The 15,139-nt window shown below is 73.4% G+C and carries 10 protein-coding genes and 1 pseudogene; 4 read left to right on the forward strand and 7 right to left on the reverse strand.

Annotated features, from left to right (window positions below; all coding sequences use genetic code 11):
• Nucleotides 1-116: 116 nt before the first annotated feature.
• The 4 genes from recX to EJG53_RS10580 form a co-directional block, all read right to left on the reverse strand.
• Entirely contained in the window at nucleotides 117-809 is a 693-nt protein-coding gene (recX, locus tag EJG53_RS10565) for a recombination regulator RecX (protein ID WP_125044641.1), read from the reverse strand.
• Nucleotides 810-815: 6 nt separating this feature from the next.
• Complete coding sequence (gene recA, locus EJG53_RS10570) at nucleotides 816-1,943, reverse strand: recombinase RecA (protein ID WP_125044642.1); 1,128 nt, start codon at nucleotides 1,941-1,943, stop codon at nucleotides 816-818.
• A gap of 219 nt (nucleotides 1,944-2,162) precedes the next feature.
• Complete coding sequence (locus EJG53_RS10575) at nucleotides 2,163-3,455, reverse strand: AI-2E family transporter (protein WP_125044643.1); 1,293 nt, start codon at nucleotides 3,453-3,455, stop codon at nucleotides 2,163-2,165.
• Between the two features lie 145 nt (nucleotides 3,456-3,600).
• A complete protein-coding gene (locus EJG53_RS10580) occupies nucleotides 3,601-3,795 on the reverse strand; it encodes a DUF3046 domain-containing protein (RefSeq protein WP_031008196.1) in 195 nt (64 codons plus the stop codon).
• Between the two features lie 226 nt (nucleotides 3,796-4,021).
• Here EJG53_RS10580 and EJG53_RS10585 point away from each other — a divergent pair, with 226 nt between their 5' ends.
• Nucleotides 4,022-4,948 carry a hypothetical protein gene (locus EJG53_RS10585; protein WP_125044644.1) on the forward strand — a complete coding sequence of 309 codons (927 nt, stop codon included), beginning with the start codon at nucleotides 4,022-4,024 and terminating at the stop codon, nucleotides 4,946-4,948.
• Nucleotides 4,949-5,162: 214 nt separating this feature from the next.
• On the opposite strand, the gene EJG53_RS10590 is transcribed toward EJG53_RS10585, so the two are convergent.
• The 3 genes from EJG53_RS10590 to EJG53_RS10600 all read right to left on the reverse strand — a co-directional run bounded on the left by EJG53_RS10590 (nucleotide 5,163) and on the right by EJG53_RS10600 (nucleotide 7,352).
• Nucleotides 5,163-5,471 (reverse strand): AzlD domain-containing protein, encoded by a 309-nt coding sequence (locus tag EJG53_RS10590; protein ID WP_125044645.1) that lies wholly within the window; start codon nucleotides 5,469-5,471, stop codon nucleotides 5,163-5,165.
• A complete protein-coding gene (locus EJG53_RS10595) occupies nucleotides 5,468-6,265 on the reverse strand; it encodes an AzlC family ABC transporter permease (RefSeq protein ID WP_125049303.1) in 798 nt (265 codons plus the stop codon). Before EJG53_RS10595 ends, EJG53_RS10590 begins: the two co-directional genes overlap by 4 nt.
• A gap of 100 nt (nucleotides 6,266-6,365) precedes the next feature.
• Nucleotides 6,366-7,352, reverse strand: coding sequence for an AraC family transcriptional regulator (locus EJG53_RS10600; RefSeq protein ID WP_125044646.1), 987 nt, complete (start codon nucleotides 7,350-7,352; stop codon nucleotides 6,366-6,368).
• 143 nt (nucleotides 7,353-7,495) lie between these two features.
• Here EJG53_RS10600 and EJG53_RS10605 point away from each other — a divergent pair.
• The 3 genes and pseudogenes from EJG53_RS10605 (at nucleotide 7,496) to hemC (ending at nucleotide 15,125) form a co-directional block, all read left to right on the forward strand.
• Nucleotides 7,496-12,273, forward strand: a pseudogene (locus EJG53_RS10605) (ATP-dependent helicase).
• Nucleotides 12,274-12,400: 127 nt separating this feature from the next.
• Nucleotides 12,401-13,237 carry an Fpg/Nei family DNA glycosylase gene (locus tag EJG53_RS10610; protein WP_125044647.1) on the forward strand — a complete coding sequence of 279 codons (837 nt, stop codon included), beginning with the start codon at nucleotides 12,401-12,403 and terminating at the stop codon, nucleotides 13,235-13,237.
• Nucleotides 13,238-14,105: 868 nt separating this feature from the next.
• On the forward strand, nucleotides 14,106-15,125 hold the full coding sequence (gene hemC / locus EJG53_RS10620; protein WP_125044649.1) for a hydroxymethylbilane synthase: 1,020 nt from the start codon (nucleotides 14,106-14,108) through the stop codon (nucleotides 15,123-15,125).
• The last annotated feature ends 14 nt before the right edge of the window (nucleotides 15,126-15,139 follow it).

Raw genomic sequence — 15,139 nt, forward strand, 5'->3', positions numbered from 1 at the left:
AAGCCACGTCCCCACCAGCACGCGTCCCTCACCGGCGCGTGTCCCCGCCGGATCACACCCCCACCAGGCCACGCCCCCATCGGCTCACATCCCCATCGGCTCACATCCCCACCGGCTCACGCCTCCGGCAAGTGGTACTCCATCAGTTCCGGATCTTCCCCCTCCTCCTCCAGCGCCTGCCGGACCACCCGTAGGGCCAGGCCCTCCGGGTAGCCCTTGCGGGCCAGCATTCCCGCGAGGCGCCGTATCCGCTTCTCCCGGTCCAGGCCCCGGGTCGTCCGCAGCTTGCGGTCGACCAGTTCGCGGGCCGTGCGTTCCTCCTGCTCGGAGTCGAGCTGTCCGAGGGCTTCGTCGACCGTCGCGGGGTCGACGCCCTTGGTGCGCAGCTCGCGGGCGAGCGCCCGGCGGGCCAGCCCCCGGCCGTGGTGCCGGGACTCCACCCAGGCGCCGGCGAACTTCGCGTCGTCGATCAGCCCCACCTCCTCGAAGCGGGACAGCACCTCCTGGGCGGCGTCCTCGGGGATGCCCCGCTCACGCAGGGCGTCCCCGAGCTGCTTGCGCGTCCGCGCTGACCCGGTGAGCAGGCGCAGACAGATGGCCCGCGCCTGCTCCTCGGGCGTACGCGGCGGTCCCGCCTCGGCCCTCGACGAGGAGGAACCACCGCCGTCCTTGCGTTTCCTACGGTTCTCGGCGCCGCCCGCAGCACTGCCGCTCCCGCCCCGGCCGTCGTCGTCACGCCCCACGTCGTGACCGGCTTCCACGCCGGGGCCGTGGCCGTGGCCGTCGGGCCATTCCGTTCGCCGCGTCACGACGGACTAGCTCTTGGCCGCGGCGGCCTTGGTGCCCTTGGCGCCCTTGGCGGCCGGTGCCGGTACGGACTTGGCCGGAGCCTCCGCGTCGGCCGCCGCGCCCGCCGCGTCCGCGCCGGGCTCCGCCAGCTCCGTCGGCTTGACGCCGATGCCCAGCTTCTCCTTGATCTTCTTCTCCACCTCGTTGGCGAGGTCGGGGTTGTCCTTGAGGAAGTTGCGGGCGTTCTCCTTGCCCTGGCCGAGCTGGTCGCCCTCGTAGGTGTACCAGGCGCCGGACTTGCGGATGAAGCCGTGCTCCACACCCATGTCGATCAGGCCGCCCTCGCGGCTGATGCCCTGGCCGTACAGGATGTCGAACTCGGCCTGCTTGAAGGGCGGGGCGACCTTGTTCTTGACGACCTTGCAGCGGGTGCGGTTGCCGACCGCTTCGGTGCCGTCCTTGAGGGTCTCGATACGGCGGATGTCGATCCGCACCGAGGCGTAGAACTTCAGGGCGCGGCCACCGGTCGTGGTCTCCGGCGAGCCGAACATCACGCCGATCTTCTCGCGGAGCTGGTTGATGAAGATCGCGGTGGTCTTGGACTGGTTGAGCGCGCTGGTGATCTTCCGCAGTGCCTGGCTCATCAGCCGGGCCTGGAGACCCACGTGGGAGTCGCCCATCTCACCCTCGATCTCGGCCCGGGGCACCAGCGCGGCGACCGAGTCGATCACGATGAGGTCGAGCGCGCCGGAGCGGACCAGCATGTCCGTGATCTCCAGGGCCTGCTCGCCGTTGTCCGGCTGGGACAGGATCAGCGCGTCCGTGTCCACGCCCAGCTTCTTGGCGTACTCGGGGTCGAGCGCGTGCTCGGCGTCGATGAAGGCGACGGAGCCGCCGGCCTTCTGCGCGTTCGCCACCGCGTGCAGGGTCAGGGTCGTCTTGCCGGAGGACTCCGGGCCGTAGACCTCCACCACACGGCCGCGCGGGATGCCGCCGACGCCGAGCGCGACATCGAGTGCGGTCGACCCGGTGGGGATGACCTCGATGGGCTCGTTCGGGCGTTCGCCCATCCGCATCACGGCGCCCTTGCCGAATTGCCGTTCAATCTGTGCGAGCGCGGCGTCCAGCGCCTTCTCGCGGTCAGTGCCTGCCATGGCTTCCACCCGGTTTGCTTGAGTCGATCGCTTCACGTCCATGACGCTAACGCCTGCCACTGACAACGCGCCCGGACCCGGCTCCGGCCTGTGGATAACTCCCGGGAACTCCGGGCGGAAACACGGGTCGGACGTCTCATAAGAATAGATGTTCGATTTCAGTGTCAAGCGCACCACGCCGGGCCCGGTCCGGTCGCCCCGGACCGGTCACCCGGCCGCTCAGCCCTCCTTGCCCCCGGTGCCGGGCCCGCCCCCGCCGGGCCCGCCCCGACCGTCCTCGTCACCGCTCCTGTCCCCGTCCCCACCGGTTTCGCGGCCATCCAGCGGCGCGGCCGGCGGCTCGTCGCGCAGGGACCGGCGCAGCCGCCGCAGGGCCGAGGTCGCACGCCGGCGCCGGCCGCCGCCCCGTACCCGGACGTCGTCCGTGACCTCGTACCGCTTCACGTACGCCCCCAGGAACGCCTGCAGCGTGGCGGTCGCCGGGATGGCGATCAGCGCGCCGACCGCGCCCATCAGCGCCGTACCGGCGATCACCGACCCGAAGGCGACGGCCGGGTGGATGTCCACGGTCTTGGCCGTGATGCGCGGCTGGAGCAGATAGTTCTCGAACTGCTGGTAGACCACGACGAACCCGAAGACCCACAGCGCGTACCAGGGATTGACGGTGAAGGCGATCAGGATCGGCAGCGCACCGGCGAGGTATGTGCCGATGGTCGGGATGAACTGGGAGACGAGCCCGACCCACATGCCGAGCGCCGGTGCGTACGGCACGCCCAGGATCTCCAGCAGGACGTAGTGCGCGATGCCGGAGATCAGTGCCATCAGGCCGCGGGAGTAGAGGTACCCGCCGGTCTTGGCGACCGCGATCTCCCAGGCGCGCAGCACCTCGGCCTGCCGGGACGGCGGCAGGACCGAGCACAGGGCGCGGCGCAGCCGGGGGCCGTCGGCGGCGAAGTAGAAGGAGAACAGCGCCACGGTCAGGAGGTTGAACAGGCTGCCCAGGACGGTCGCGGAGACGGCGAGCACGTTGTTGGCGCTGTCCTGGACGTACTTCTGCAGCCAGTCGGACTTCAGCAGATTGTTCTGCACCTCGACCCGCGAGAGGTGGGTGTGGAAGGTGGTGTTGATCCAACTGATCACCGAGTCCAGGTACTGCGGGAACTCCTGGACCATGGTGGCGATCTGGCCCGCGAGCATCGAGCCGAGCAGCGCGAAGAAGCCCGCGGTCCCGACGAGTATGCCGAGGAAGACCAGCCCGGTGGCGCCTCCCCGGCGCATCCCGCGGGCCGCCATCCAGTCCACGGCCGGCTCGACGGCCAGGGCGAGGAAGAAGGCGATCAGCACGTTCAGCAGCAGCGAGATGAGCTGGTGGAACGCCCAACTGGCGAGCTGGAAGCAGGCCACGAGGGCGAGCGCCAGCACCATGGCGCGGGGCAGCCACCGCGGCATCCGCCGGGCGGCGTCCCCGGGGCGCGGGTCGTCGGGGGTGGTGGGATTCTCGGTCGCTGACACGGGCCCAGTGTCGCTCACCCGTCTGACAACTCCCGCCCTGCCCCGCTCGGCACGGCCGCCCGGCGCCGCCCGATACCTCCGTGCGGCCCCTGCCGCCTCCCTCGGGCCGTCCCCGGGCCCGCCGCCCCTGGAGCCGTGGCGGCCGTCAGCGCTTGTCGTACGGCACGTCCATCGCCGCGCAGACCACCCGCCACACGTCCTTGGCCTCCCACCCGTCCGCCAGCGCCTGGTGCACGGTCCGCCCGCCGAGCCCGGACATCACATGATCGCGCGCGAACGAGTCGGCGTACGCCTCACCGAAGTGCTCCGCCATCCGCTCCCAGAAGACCGTCAACCGCATGAAACCCACTCCACAATCGCTTCGACCTGCACGTATCTCGTCCCGCGCACTCCCGCGCCGACACGAAGGACGTTCCTGTACGCAGCGTAGAGCCCGGGTCCGACACCGCCGGGCGGCCGACCTCCGCCGACCGGCCGTCAACCGCACACGTCCGGTATCCCGCCCCTGAGAGTGCAGCCGCGTCCACGCCGGTGCCGGGCGGAGCGCACGGCCCTACCGTCGGTCCATGGCGGAAAACGGAGCACCACAGCCGACCTCACTGGCACGTGCCGAGCGTTTCATCTGGCTCACTGCCCGGGTGCTCGAACAGCGCCGTTTCGCGTACCACTTCCTGGAAGGGAGCGCGGACGGTGTCGACGCCGCGCTCACCGCGTACGCGAATCCCGACGGCGGTTACGGGCACGCCCTGGAGCCCGACCTGCGCGGCCCGGTAAGCCAGCCGCTGCACACCGCGCACGCCCTGTACGTCCTCGACCTGATCGGGCGCTGCGGCGGGCAGCGGGCCGAGCGGATCTGCCGCTATCTGACCAGTGTGTCCACCCCGGAGGGCGCGCTGCCGGCCGTGCGTCCCGAGTTGCGCGGCTATCCGGCCGCGCCGTGGCTTCCGGTACCCGCCGACCCGCCGAGCGCCCTCCTGACCACCGGGCCCGTCGTGGGCCTGCTGCACCGCAACGAGGTGTGGCACGCCTGGCTCTTCCGGGCCACGGACTTCTGCTGGCAGGCGGTGGAGTCCTTGGAGCGGACCCATCCGTACGAGGTGCAGGCGGCGCTCGCCTTCCTGGACGGCGCACCCGACCGGCCGCGCGCCGAGGCGGCCGCGCGGCGCCTGGGCACCCTGGTGCGTGAGCAGCGGCTGGTCCTCCTGGACCCGGACCGGGCGGCGGACGCCCCCGTACCCGACGGCTACGCGCCCGGTGAGCACCATTTCGCGTACGACTACGCGGCGACACCAGGCTCGCTCGCCCGCCGCTGGTTCACGGACACGGAGACGGACCGGGCGCTGGACCACCTGACCGCCCTCCAGCGGGAGGACGGCGGCTGGCCCGTGAACTGGCGCGTGTGGGCCCCGGGAACGGCGCTGGAGGGCCGTCCGATGGTGACGGTCAAGGCGCTGCTGACGTTGCGCGCGTACGGGCGTCTCATCGACCGGTAGCGGGTGCCGCCGGGCCCCGGGGGACACCGGAATCGTTCGGTGACCCGTGCGGCCGGGGCCGGGGCGCACTCCGGCGAACTCAACGGAATGACTGCTTCCGAGCGTCGGCGGGCCTGGCGCGGCGGCTGGGGGTGGCGGAGGGGACGGTCGTGCGGGGCTGAGCACCTCGCGCACCACGCCTCACGCGCCCCGTACCGCCCGTACCCTCCCGCCCTCACCCGCCCAGCGCCCGCACCCCCGCCGTCACCGCCACCGCGACCGCTACCACCACCAGAAACGGCGCGCGGAGCAGCAGCGCGATTACCGCGGCACCGACGCCCGCCACCTTGGCGTCGAACAGCAGGTGGTGCCCGTCGCTGAAGGTCTGCTGGGCGGTGAGCGCGGCGAGCAGCGCCACCGGCAGCAGGGCGGCGAGGCGCTTGACCAGCGGCTTCTCCAGCGCACCCGCCGGTACGAGGAGCCCGAGGTACTTCACCAGGTAGCAGCCCACGGCGGTGACGCCGATCGCGATCCAGACATTCATCGTGCGTCCGCCTCTCCCGCGCCGTTCCCTCGTACGTGTACGTCCACGCCGGTTTCCGGCTCGTCAGAGGTACGTATACGGGCCCGGCGCCCCTCCACGTACAGGACGGCCGGTGCGGCGAGCGCCGCGACCAGGACCGGCACGCCCGCCGGCAGGAGCGGCAGCGTCACCAGGAGCAGCACTACCGCGAGCCCCGCGGCGAAACGTTCCACCGTCGAGGTCAGCAGGGGAGCCAGCAGCGCCACGAAGACCGCGGGGCCGGCTGCGTCCAGGCCCCAGGCCGCCTGGTCCCCCAGGGCCCCGGCGCCCCTGGCCCCGGCGAACGTGGTGAGGTTCCACAGGAGGTACAGGGTCACCCCGGTGACCGCGAACCCGAGGCGCGCGCTGCGCCGGTCGGGCTGGGTCAGGGCGACGGCCGAGGTCTCGTCGATGACCCAGTGGGCGGCGAACGGCTTGGCCGCGGCCCGGAGTCCCAGGAGGCCGGACAGCCGCAGCCCGTAGAACGCGTTACGGGTGCCCAGGAAGAACGCCCCGGCCGCGGCGGTGAAGGGATTGCCGCCCGCGGCCAGCGCGCCGACCAGCGCGAACTGTGAGGCGCCGGTGAAGACCAGCAGGCTCAGCGCACAGGTCTGCAGCACCGACAGGCCCGAGCCGACCGCGGTCACCCCGAAGGCGAAGCCGGACAGCCCGACGGCGACGCCGACGCCGAGCGCGTCCCTGACGACTGCGGAGGACGGCTTGGTCTGGCGTGACTGTGGTGCCTGAGGCTCATGAAGCTCTTGAGCTTCTCGAATTTTCCGGGTCCCCCGGAACTCTTCGGACGTACGAATCTCTCGGGGCAGTTGGGACTGCTGATCTCGTTCTCGCTGCGTTTCCTGTGCCACGCTCCGGACCCTAGGAAGCGCCCTCCCCCGCGGTCTTGTACGTTCTTGCGCCGCCCGCCCGCTCCCGCCGGTAAGCGCCCGGCGGCACCCCCACGATCCGGGTGAAGTGCCGGTTCAGATGGGGCTGGTCGGTGAACCCGACGGCGACGGCGGCTTCCGCCGGTGCCGAACCGGCCTCCAGGAGCCGGCGTGCCCGGCGTACGCGGGCGTTCGTGAGCCAGGCGTGCGGCGGCATCCCGTACGCGTTCTTGAAGGCGCGCAGCAGGGCGAACGGGCCGGTGCCCAGTTCCCTGGCCAGTTGCTCCAGGGTCGGTGGCGCGGTCAGCCGTGCCTCCAGGAGCGCTCTGGCGTGTTCGGCGGTACGGGCGCCCGCCGTGGCGGGCGTACGGGTCGGCAGCGGGCCGCCGTGGCGCCGCAGCAGCCGGGCCACCACGATGCGCAGCAGGCTGTCGGCGGCCAGCGCGTTGCCTTCCTCGGCCGCGCGGTGCACGCCGTTGACGAGGTGGACGGCGAGGGTGTCGTCCACGAGGGTCTCGGTGAACGCGGCGGTGCCGGTCAGGCCGGTCGTCTCGGCCGCGATACCGGCGACGAGCTGTTCGGAGGGGTAGAGCGTGGAGTACGACCAGCCCTCCGGCGCACCGGCCTGCGCGGTGTGCGGCACCTCGGGGTTGATCATGATGATGCCGCCGTGCCCGGCGTCCGTGACGCCGTCCGGCAGTCCGACCCGCTCGACGCCGCCGGTGACGGCGCCCAGGACGTAGCCGTCGTGGGAGTGGCGCGGGAAGGAGTGCCGTACGTAGCGGGCGCGCAGCAGGTCCAGGCCGGGGAGTTCGGCGTACTGCCAGTGCCGGGCCCACTCGCCCTCCTTGCGGCCGGCGGGCGCCGCGGCCCGGGGCCCGCCCGTACGGGCTCCCGCGCCCGCCGCCACCGGGTCCGTCAGCCCCGCCCCCGTCCCGCCTTCCGCGCCGCGCGTGTCCTCCGCCCCGTACCCCGTCATGGCTCAATTGTGCTGCCGCCCGGCCCGCCGTGGCCGGTCCGTCCGGCACGTGGACGGATCCGGCCACCGCCGCGCGCCCGCATCACCGCAGGTGAACGGCGGGTCACCGGCGATTGTCAGTGGTCCGTTGCACGATGGGGGACATGGCCAAGGCAGCGCTCGACTCGTTCTCCCCCGCGACCCGCGACTGGTTCACGGGGGCGTTCCGCGCGCCCACCGCCGCACAGGAAGGTGCCTGGCGGGCCATCGGCGAGGGCTCGGACGTGCTGGTGGTCGCGCCGACCGGCTCCGGCAAGACCCTGGCCGCCTTCCTCGCCTCGCTCGACCGGCTCGCGAGCGTCCCGCCGCCCGCCGAGCCGAAGAAGCGCTGCCGCGTGCTGTACGTCTCCCCGCTGAAGGCCCTGGCGGTCGACGTCGAGCGCAACCTGCGCAGCCCGCTGACCGGCATCCGCCAGGAGTCCGTGCGGCTCGGGCTGCCCGAGCCCGACATCCGGGTGGGCATCCGCTCCGGTGACACCCCGGCCGCCGAGCGCCGGGCGATCGCGAACCGTCCGCCGGACATCCTCATCACCACCCCCGAGTCGCTCTTCCTGATGCTGACCTCCTCGGCCCGGGAGGCGCTGGAAGGCGTCGAGACGGTGATCGTGGACGAGGTGCACGCCGTCGCGGGCACCAAGCGCGGCGCCCACCTCGCGCTCTCCCTGGAGCGGCTCGACCACCTGCTGGAGCGTCCGGCCCGGCGCATCGGTCTGTCGGCGACCGTGCGCCCTGTGGAGGAGGTGGCCCGCTATCTGTCGCCGCAGCGCCGGGTGGAGATCGTCCAACCGCCGTCCGGCAAGGAGTTCGACCTGTCGGTGGTCGTTCCCGTCGAGGATCTGGGCGAGCTGGGCGGCTCGCCCGTCCAGGAGGGCGACACCGGGGAGAAGCCCTCCATCTGGCCGCATGTCGAGGAGAAGATCGCCGATCTGGTCCAGGCGCACCGCTCGACGATCGTCTTCGCCAACTCCCGGCGCCTCGCCGAGCGCCTGTGCAACCGGCTCAACGAGATCGCGTACGAGCGCGCCACCGGCGAGGCGCTGCCCGAGGACCACTCCCCCGCCGAGCTGATGGCGGAGGCCGGCGCCGCCAAGGGGGCGCCCCCGCTGCTGGCCCGCGCCCATCACGGCTCGGTGTCCAAGGAGCAGCGGGCCCAGGTGGAGGAGGACCTGAAGGCGGGCCGGCTGCCGGCCGTGGTCGCCACGTCCAGCCTGGAGCTGGGCATCGACATGGGCGCGGTCGACCTGGTGGTGCAGGTCGAGTCCCCGCCGTCGGTCGCCTCCGGCCTCCAGCGGGTCGGCCGGGCCGGGCATCAGGTCGGCGCGGTGTCCCGGGGTGTGGTCTTCCCCAAGTACCGCGGCGACCTCGTGCAGGCCGCGGTGGTCACGGAGCGGATGCGCGCGGGCTCCATCGAGTCGCTGCGCGTCCCCGCCAACCCGCTCGACGTGCTGGCCCAGCAGTTGGTCGCGATGGCGTCGATGGACACCTGGGACGTGACCGAGCTGCTGGCCCTGGTCCGCCGGTCCGCCTCCTTCGCGGCCCTGCCCGAGTCGGCGTTCAACGGCGTGCTGGACATGCTCGCGGGCCGCTACCCCTCCGACGCCTTCGCCGAGCTGCGCCCGCGCGTCGTCTGGGACCGGGTGGCGCAGACGGTCACCGGCCGCCCGGGGGCGCAGCGGCTGGCCGTCACGTCCGGCGGCACGATTCCCGACCGGGGCCTCTTCGGTGTCTTCCTGGCCGGTGCCGACCCGAAGAAGGGCGGCGGACGGGTCGGGGAGCTGGACGAGGAGATGGTCTACGAGTCCCGCGTCGGCGATGTGTTCACCCTAGGTACGACGTCCTGGCGCATCGAGGACATCACCCGTGACCGGGTGCTGGTCTCCCCGGCCCCCGGAGTGCCCGGCAGGCTGCCCTTCTGGAAGGGCGACCAGCTCGGCCGTCCCCTCGAACTGGGCCGTGCGCTGGGCGCGTTCCTCCGCGAGATCGGCTCCCTCGCCCCGGAGGCCGCCCGCGAGCGGCTGGCCGCCGCCGGCCTGGACGACTGGGCGACGGGCAACGTCCTCGCGTACCTCACGGAGCAGAAGCAGTCCTGCGGCCATGTGCCGGACGACCGCACGATCGTCGTCGAGCGCTTCCGCGACGAGCTGGGCGACTGGCGCGTGGTGGTGCACTCCCCGTTCGGCGCGCAGGTGCACGCCCCGTGGGCGCTCGCCCTCGGTGCCCGCCTCGCCGAGCGCTACGGCATGGACGCGCAGGTCATGCACGCCGACGACGGCATCGTGCTGCGCCTGCCGGACGCCGACCTGATGGGCCTGGACCTGCTCGACAGCGACACCGGCGACTTCGACCCGGCGGCCCGCGGCATGGAGTACGACCCCGACCAGTCCCCCGTGGGCGCCGCCGACGTCGTCTTCGACAAGGGCGAGGTCGACCAGGTGGTCACGGACCAGGTGGGCGGCTCGGCCCTGTTCGCCTCCCGGTTCCGCGAGTGCGCGGCCCGCGCCCTGCTGCTGCCCCGCCGCACCCCCGGCAAGCGCACCCCCCTGTGGCAGCAGCGGCAGCGCGCTTCCCAGCTCCTCCAGGTGGCGGGCGAGTTCGGATCGTTCCCGATCGTGCTGGAAGCCGTCCGCGAGTGCCTCCAGGACGTCTTCGACGTACCCGGCCTGACCGAGCTGATGGGCGACATCGAGGCCCGCCGGGTCCGCCTCGTCGAGGTCACCACCCCCGAGCCCTCCCCCTTCGCCCGCTCCCTGCTGTTCGGGTACGTGGCCCAGTTCCTGTACGAGGGCGACTCCCCCCTCGCCGAGCGCCGGGCCGCCGCCCTCTCCCTGGACTCCCGGCTGCTGGCCGAACTGCTCGGCCAGGCCGAACTGCGCGAACTGCTCGACGCCGACGTGCTGGCCGAGCTGGAGAGCGAACTGCAGTGGCGCACCGAGGACCGCCGGGTCAAGGACCCGGAAGGCGTCGCCGACCTGCTGCGGATGCTCGGCCCGCTCACCGACGACGAGCTGGCCGAACGCGGCGCCGAGCCCGGGTGGGTCCGGGAGCTGGCCTCGGCCCGCCGGGCCATCACCGTCCGCATCGCGGGCCAGGACCACTGGGCCGCCATCGAGGACGCGGGCCGGCTGCGCGACGCCCTCGGCACGGCCCTGCCGGTCGGCGTCCCCGAGTCCTTCACCGAGCCCGTCAAGGACCCCCTCGGCGACCTCCTGTCCCGCTACGCCCGTACGCACGGCCCGTTCACGTCCGAGCAGGCCGCCACCCGCTTCGGCCTCGGCACGGCCGTCACGGACGGCGCGCTCCAGCGCCTGGCCGCGGCCGGCCGCATCGTCCAGGGTGAGTTCTATCCCTCCGGCATCGGCCAGGAATGGTGCGACGCCCAGGTACTGCGACGCCTGCGCCGCCGTTCCCTGGCCGCCCTGCGGCACGAGCTGGAGCCCGTACCGCCCGCCGCCCTCGCCTCCTTCCTCCCGCAGTGGCAGCAGGTGGGGCCCCTGGCGCCCAAGGCTCCGTACGGATCGGGGGCGCGCGGGACGGGTGCTCAGCGCGGCGGCTCGTACGGCCTGCGCGGCATCGACGGCCTGGTCCGCGCCGTCGAGCAGTTGCAAGGGGCGTCCGTGCCCGCCTCCGCCCTGGAGAAACTGATCCTGCCGTCCCGGGTCGGCGACTACGCCCCGGCCCTGCTGGACGAACTGACCTCCACCGGCGAAGTCCTGTGGGCCGGCGCGGGAGCGCTGCCCGGCAAGGACGGCTGGGTGTCCCTCTACCTCGCCGACACCGCCCCGCTGCTCCTGCCGCCACCGCACCCGCTGGAGCTGTCCCCCCTCCACGAGTCCGTCCTCCAGGCCCTCGCCCCCGGCTACGGCCTCTTCTTCCGCCAGCTCGCCGACCAGGTACGCGCCACCACCCACCCCGAGGTGACGGACCCCCAACTCGCCGACGCCCTGTGGGACCTGGCCTGGTCCGGCCGCCTCACCAACGACACCCTCGCCCCGCTCCGGTCCCTCCTCGGCTCGGGCCGCACGTCCGGCTCCACCGCCCACCGCGCCAAACGCGCGGTCCCCCGCGGCCGGTACGGCACACTGACCGCCGCCACCGGCCGTACGGGCCGCCCCACCGCCTCCCGCTCCGGCCCGCCCACCGTCGCCGGCCGCTGGTCACTGCTCCCCGCCCCGAACCGGAACCCACCCACCGCGCCCACGCCCTGGCGCGCACACTCCTGGACCGCCACGGCGTCGTCACCCGCGGCGCCGTGGCCGCCGAAGGCGTCGAGGGCGGCTTCTCCGCCGCGTACCGCGTCCTTGCCGTCTTCGAGGAGACCGGGCAGGCCCGGCGCGGCTATGTGGTCGAAGGGCTGGGAGCGGCGCAGTTCGCGATGGACGGCGCGGTCGACCGGCTCCGCGCCGTCAACACCGGCCGCGAGCGGGTCGCCGACGAGTACGCGCAGGACGGCCCGGGGGACCGCCGCTCCGCCGGACCGCAGCGGGCCCTGGTGCTGGCCGCCGCCGACCCGGCCAACGCGTACGGAGCCGCCCTGTCCTGGCCCGAGCCGCCCGACGGCTCGACGCACAAACCGGGCCGCAAGGCGGGCTCCCTGGTCGTCCTCGTCGACGGCGAGCTGACGCTCTACATGGAACGCGGCGGCAAGACACTCCTGGCCTGGACGCACACCGCCGACGGCACCGCGCCCGACAGCGGCTCCCCCGCCGCCACCCGACAGCGACTCGCCCTCGAAGCGCTCACCGACGCGGCCCGCGCGGGCGCCCTCGGCACGATCACCGTGGAGCGCGTCAACGGCACCGCCGCCCTCACCGCCCCACTCGCCCCAGCCCTGGAGGCCGCCGGTTTCCACCCCACCCCACGCGGCTTCCGCCTGCGCCCCTGACCACAGCGACGCGACCGCCCCTGACCACCACGACGCGACCGCCCGCGGACCGCATCCGTACGCGGTGCACGGCCAGGGCGCTCCTGATGCATCTCCGCGGCATCGCGACGCCCGGCACAATGTCCCCATGCCCGAAGGCGACACCGTATGGCGCACCGCCCGCCGTCTGCACGAAGCGCTGGCCGGCAAGCCGCTGACCCGATCCGATCTGCGCGTGCCGAAGCTCGCCACCACCGACCTGTCCGGCCGTACGGTCCTGGAGGTGGTCCCGCGCGGCAAGCACCTCCTCACGCGCGTCGAAGGCGGCCTGACCCTCCACTCCCATCTGCGCATGGACGGCGCCTGGCAGATCTACGCACCCGCCGAGCGCTGGCGGGGCGGCCCCGCCCACCAGATCCGCGCGATCCTCGCCACCGCCGACCGGACCGCCGTCGGCTACCGCCTCCCCGTCCTCGACCTCCTGCGCACCGCCGACGAGGACGACGCCGTAGGTCACCTGGGCCCCGACCTGCTCGGCCCCGACTGGGACCCGGCCGAGGCCCTGCGCCGCCTGCTCGCCGACCCGGACCGCCCCCTCGGCGAGGCGCTGCTCGACCAGCGCAACCTGGCCGGCATCGGCAACGTCTTCAAGTGCGAACTGTGCTTCCTGCTGCGCGCCTCCCCCTGGCTCCCGATCGGCCGCCTGCCGACGCCGGAACGCGCCACCACCCTCGCCAAGAAGCTCCTGGAAGCCAACAAGGACCGTCTCGCCCGCGTCACGACACCGAGCGCCCGCCCGGACCGCCGCCAGTGGGTCTACGGCCGCGCCGGCCGGCCCTGCTTCCGCTGCGGCACACCGATCCGTACGGGAGAACAGGGCCCGCCCACCCAGGAACGCGTCACCTACTGGTGCCCCACCTGCCAGCCGGAGGAGGACGGGAGGGCATCGGGGGGCCACAAACCCACGCACTGGGAAGGAACCTGACGCGACGTCACTTCAGGGCCCTGCCCCTCCCCGCCTCCACCCCATCAACTCCCCACTCGTCACCACCGCGCCCGCGCCCCGCTCCGCCAGCGAAGCGGCCACCACCACGCCGCCACCCCGGCTGATCCGCCCTTCCACCCCCTTCACCCGATCGGGTGACCTCCCTCTCCTCCCAGGGCCCCGCCGAACCCGAACACCCCTTCACCACCGGCCGCCGGCACATCCACCCCGCTTCCAGCCCCCTCCCCGACCCCGCCCGCTCCGCCTCCTGTTCCTCTGACCGCCCCCACTCCCGTTCCCGCCCCTGCCCCTCATCCGCCCCGCCCACGGCACGCAGTGCACCGGCAACAGGCTCAACCCCCACCCGCCGGCCGCCACCGCGCCCTCGACGATCCCTTGTGTGCCCGGCCACAGCGTCAGCCGGAGTACGGCCCACCACCACAGGCCCGCCGCAGCAACCCTGGCCGCCAGCCGGGCCGGGGATATACCGAACCGGGCGAAGAAATCGTGCCTAGCCATGGCTGCCTCCTCCGGCCGACGCTAGACGGACGCAGCCGCCCAGCGGGAGGGCGCACCGGGGCACAACCGGCGCGAACGTTTCGACGGGGCCCGCTCGTCCATGCCCCGTTCTCACGGATCTCTGTCTTCCCGGTATTTTCGCCCGCCGCCCCCCGGCCCGCATCCAGACGCCCCGCGTCCCGCGCCCGGCGCGAAGGACGCGCGCACCGGCGCGGCCGCCCCCTTTCCGCCCCGTACACCAGCCCGAACCCGTACCTCCCCGGCCCGTCGCCCGGTGTCTCTTACGCTGCACTGAATGATCACCGCCGACGGCGGGCACCGCCCGAGATCCACCGAACGGAGGCCGCCCGTGAGCACCGATTTTCCTGCCCGCGAGCTGCGCATCGGAACCCGTACGAGCCCCATGGCCCTCGCCCAGACCGCCCGCGTCACCCAGTTGCTGCACCAGCTCGACCCGCGGCTGCGGACCGTGGCCGTCCCGGTCCGGACCGAGGCCGATCGCTGGCACGGCGAGCTGTCCGGCGTCGGCGGGAAGGGCCTGTTCGTCAAGGCTCTCGACGTACGGTTGCAGAGCGGCGACATCGATCTCGCGCTGCACTGCCTCAAGGACGTGCCCGGAGATGTGCCGCTCCGCGCGGGCCTGGTCGTCGCCGCGCACCTGGAGCGCGCCGACGTCCGGGACGTCCTGGTCGCCCCGGAACACTCGGCGGTGCGCCACCTCGACGACCTCCCGCCCGGTGCCCGGGTCGGCACCGCCTCCGTACGCCGCCGGGCGCAGCTCCTGCGCCTCCGCCCCGATCTGCGGATCGTTCCGGTACGCGGCGCGGTGGGCACCCGCCTCGACCTCCTGGACGGCCGACCCACCACCCACACCGACCCCACTCACCCCACCGACGCCAGCAAACCTGCCGACCCCACCCACCTCGACGCCCTGATCCTGGCAAGCGCCGGGCTGGCGCGGCTCAACCTGAGCCACCGGGCGCGGCAGATCTTCGAGGTCGAGGAACTGCTGCCGGCCGTCGGTGCCGGCGTCCTGTCCCTGGAGTGCCGCCGCGACGACACCGCCGTCGCCGCCCTGCTGGAGCAGCTCAACCACGAGCCCACGCTCACCGAGGCGACCGCCGAACGCGTCATGCTCCAGGGCCTGCGCGGGCACTGCAACAGCCCCATCGCGGGCTACTGCGTCACCGGCCCGGACGGCCGGCTCTCCCTGCGCGGCATGGTCTTCTCCCCGGACGGCGCCGCCTTCGCGCAGGTCCATCTGTGCAGCGACGCCCCGCACGACCCGGCGGCACTCGGCGCGCACGCCGCCACCGAACTCCTCAGTCAGGGCGCCCGCTCGCTGATCGACACCGGAATTCCGCTCTGAACCTTCGCGCCGAA

Origin of the sequence: Streptomyces chrestomyceticus JCM 4735 (assembly GCF_003865135.1) — a bacterium.
Taxonomy (GTDB): domain Bacteria; phylum Actinomycetota; class Actinomycetes; order Streptomycetales; family Streptomycetaceae; genus Streptomyces; species Streptomyces chrestomyceticus.

Coding starts and splice junctions, on each gene's coding strand:
- recA (WP_125044642.1), bottom strand. CDS start 1,943: ATGGCAGGCACTGACCGCGAGAAGGCGCTGGACGCCGCGCTCGCACAG.
- EJG53_RS10580 (WP_031008196.1), bottom strand. CDS start 3,795: ATGCGGTTGACGGTCTTCTGGGAGCGGATGGCGGAGCACTTCGGTGAG.
- EJG53_RS10585 (WP_125044644.1), top strand. CDS start 4,022: ATGGCGGAAAACGGAGCACCACAGCCGACCTCACTGGCACGTGCCGAG.
- EJG53_RS10590 (WP_125044645.1), bottom strand. CDS start 5,471: ATGAATGTCTGGATCGCGATCGGCGTCACCGCCGTGGGCTGCTACCTG.
- EJG53_RS10600 (WP_125044646.1), bottom strand. CDS start 7,352: ATGACGGGGTACGGGGCGGAGGACACGCGCGGCGCGGAAGGCGGGACG.
- EJG53_RS10610 (WP_125044647.1), top strand. CDS start 12,401: ATGCCCGAAGGCGACACCGTATGGCGCACCGCCCGCCGTCTGCACGAA.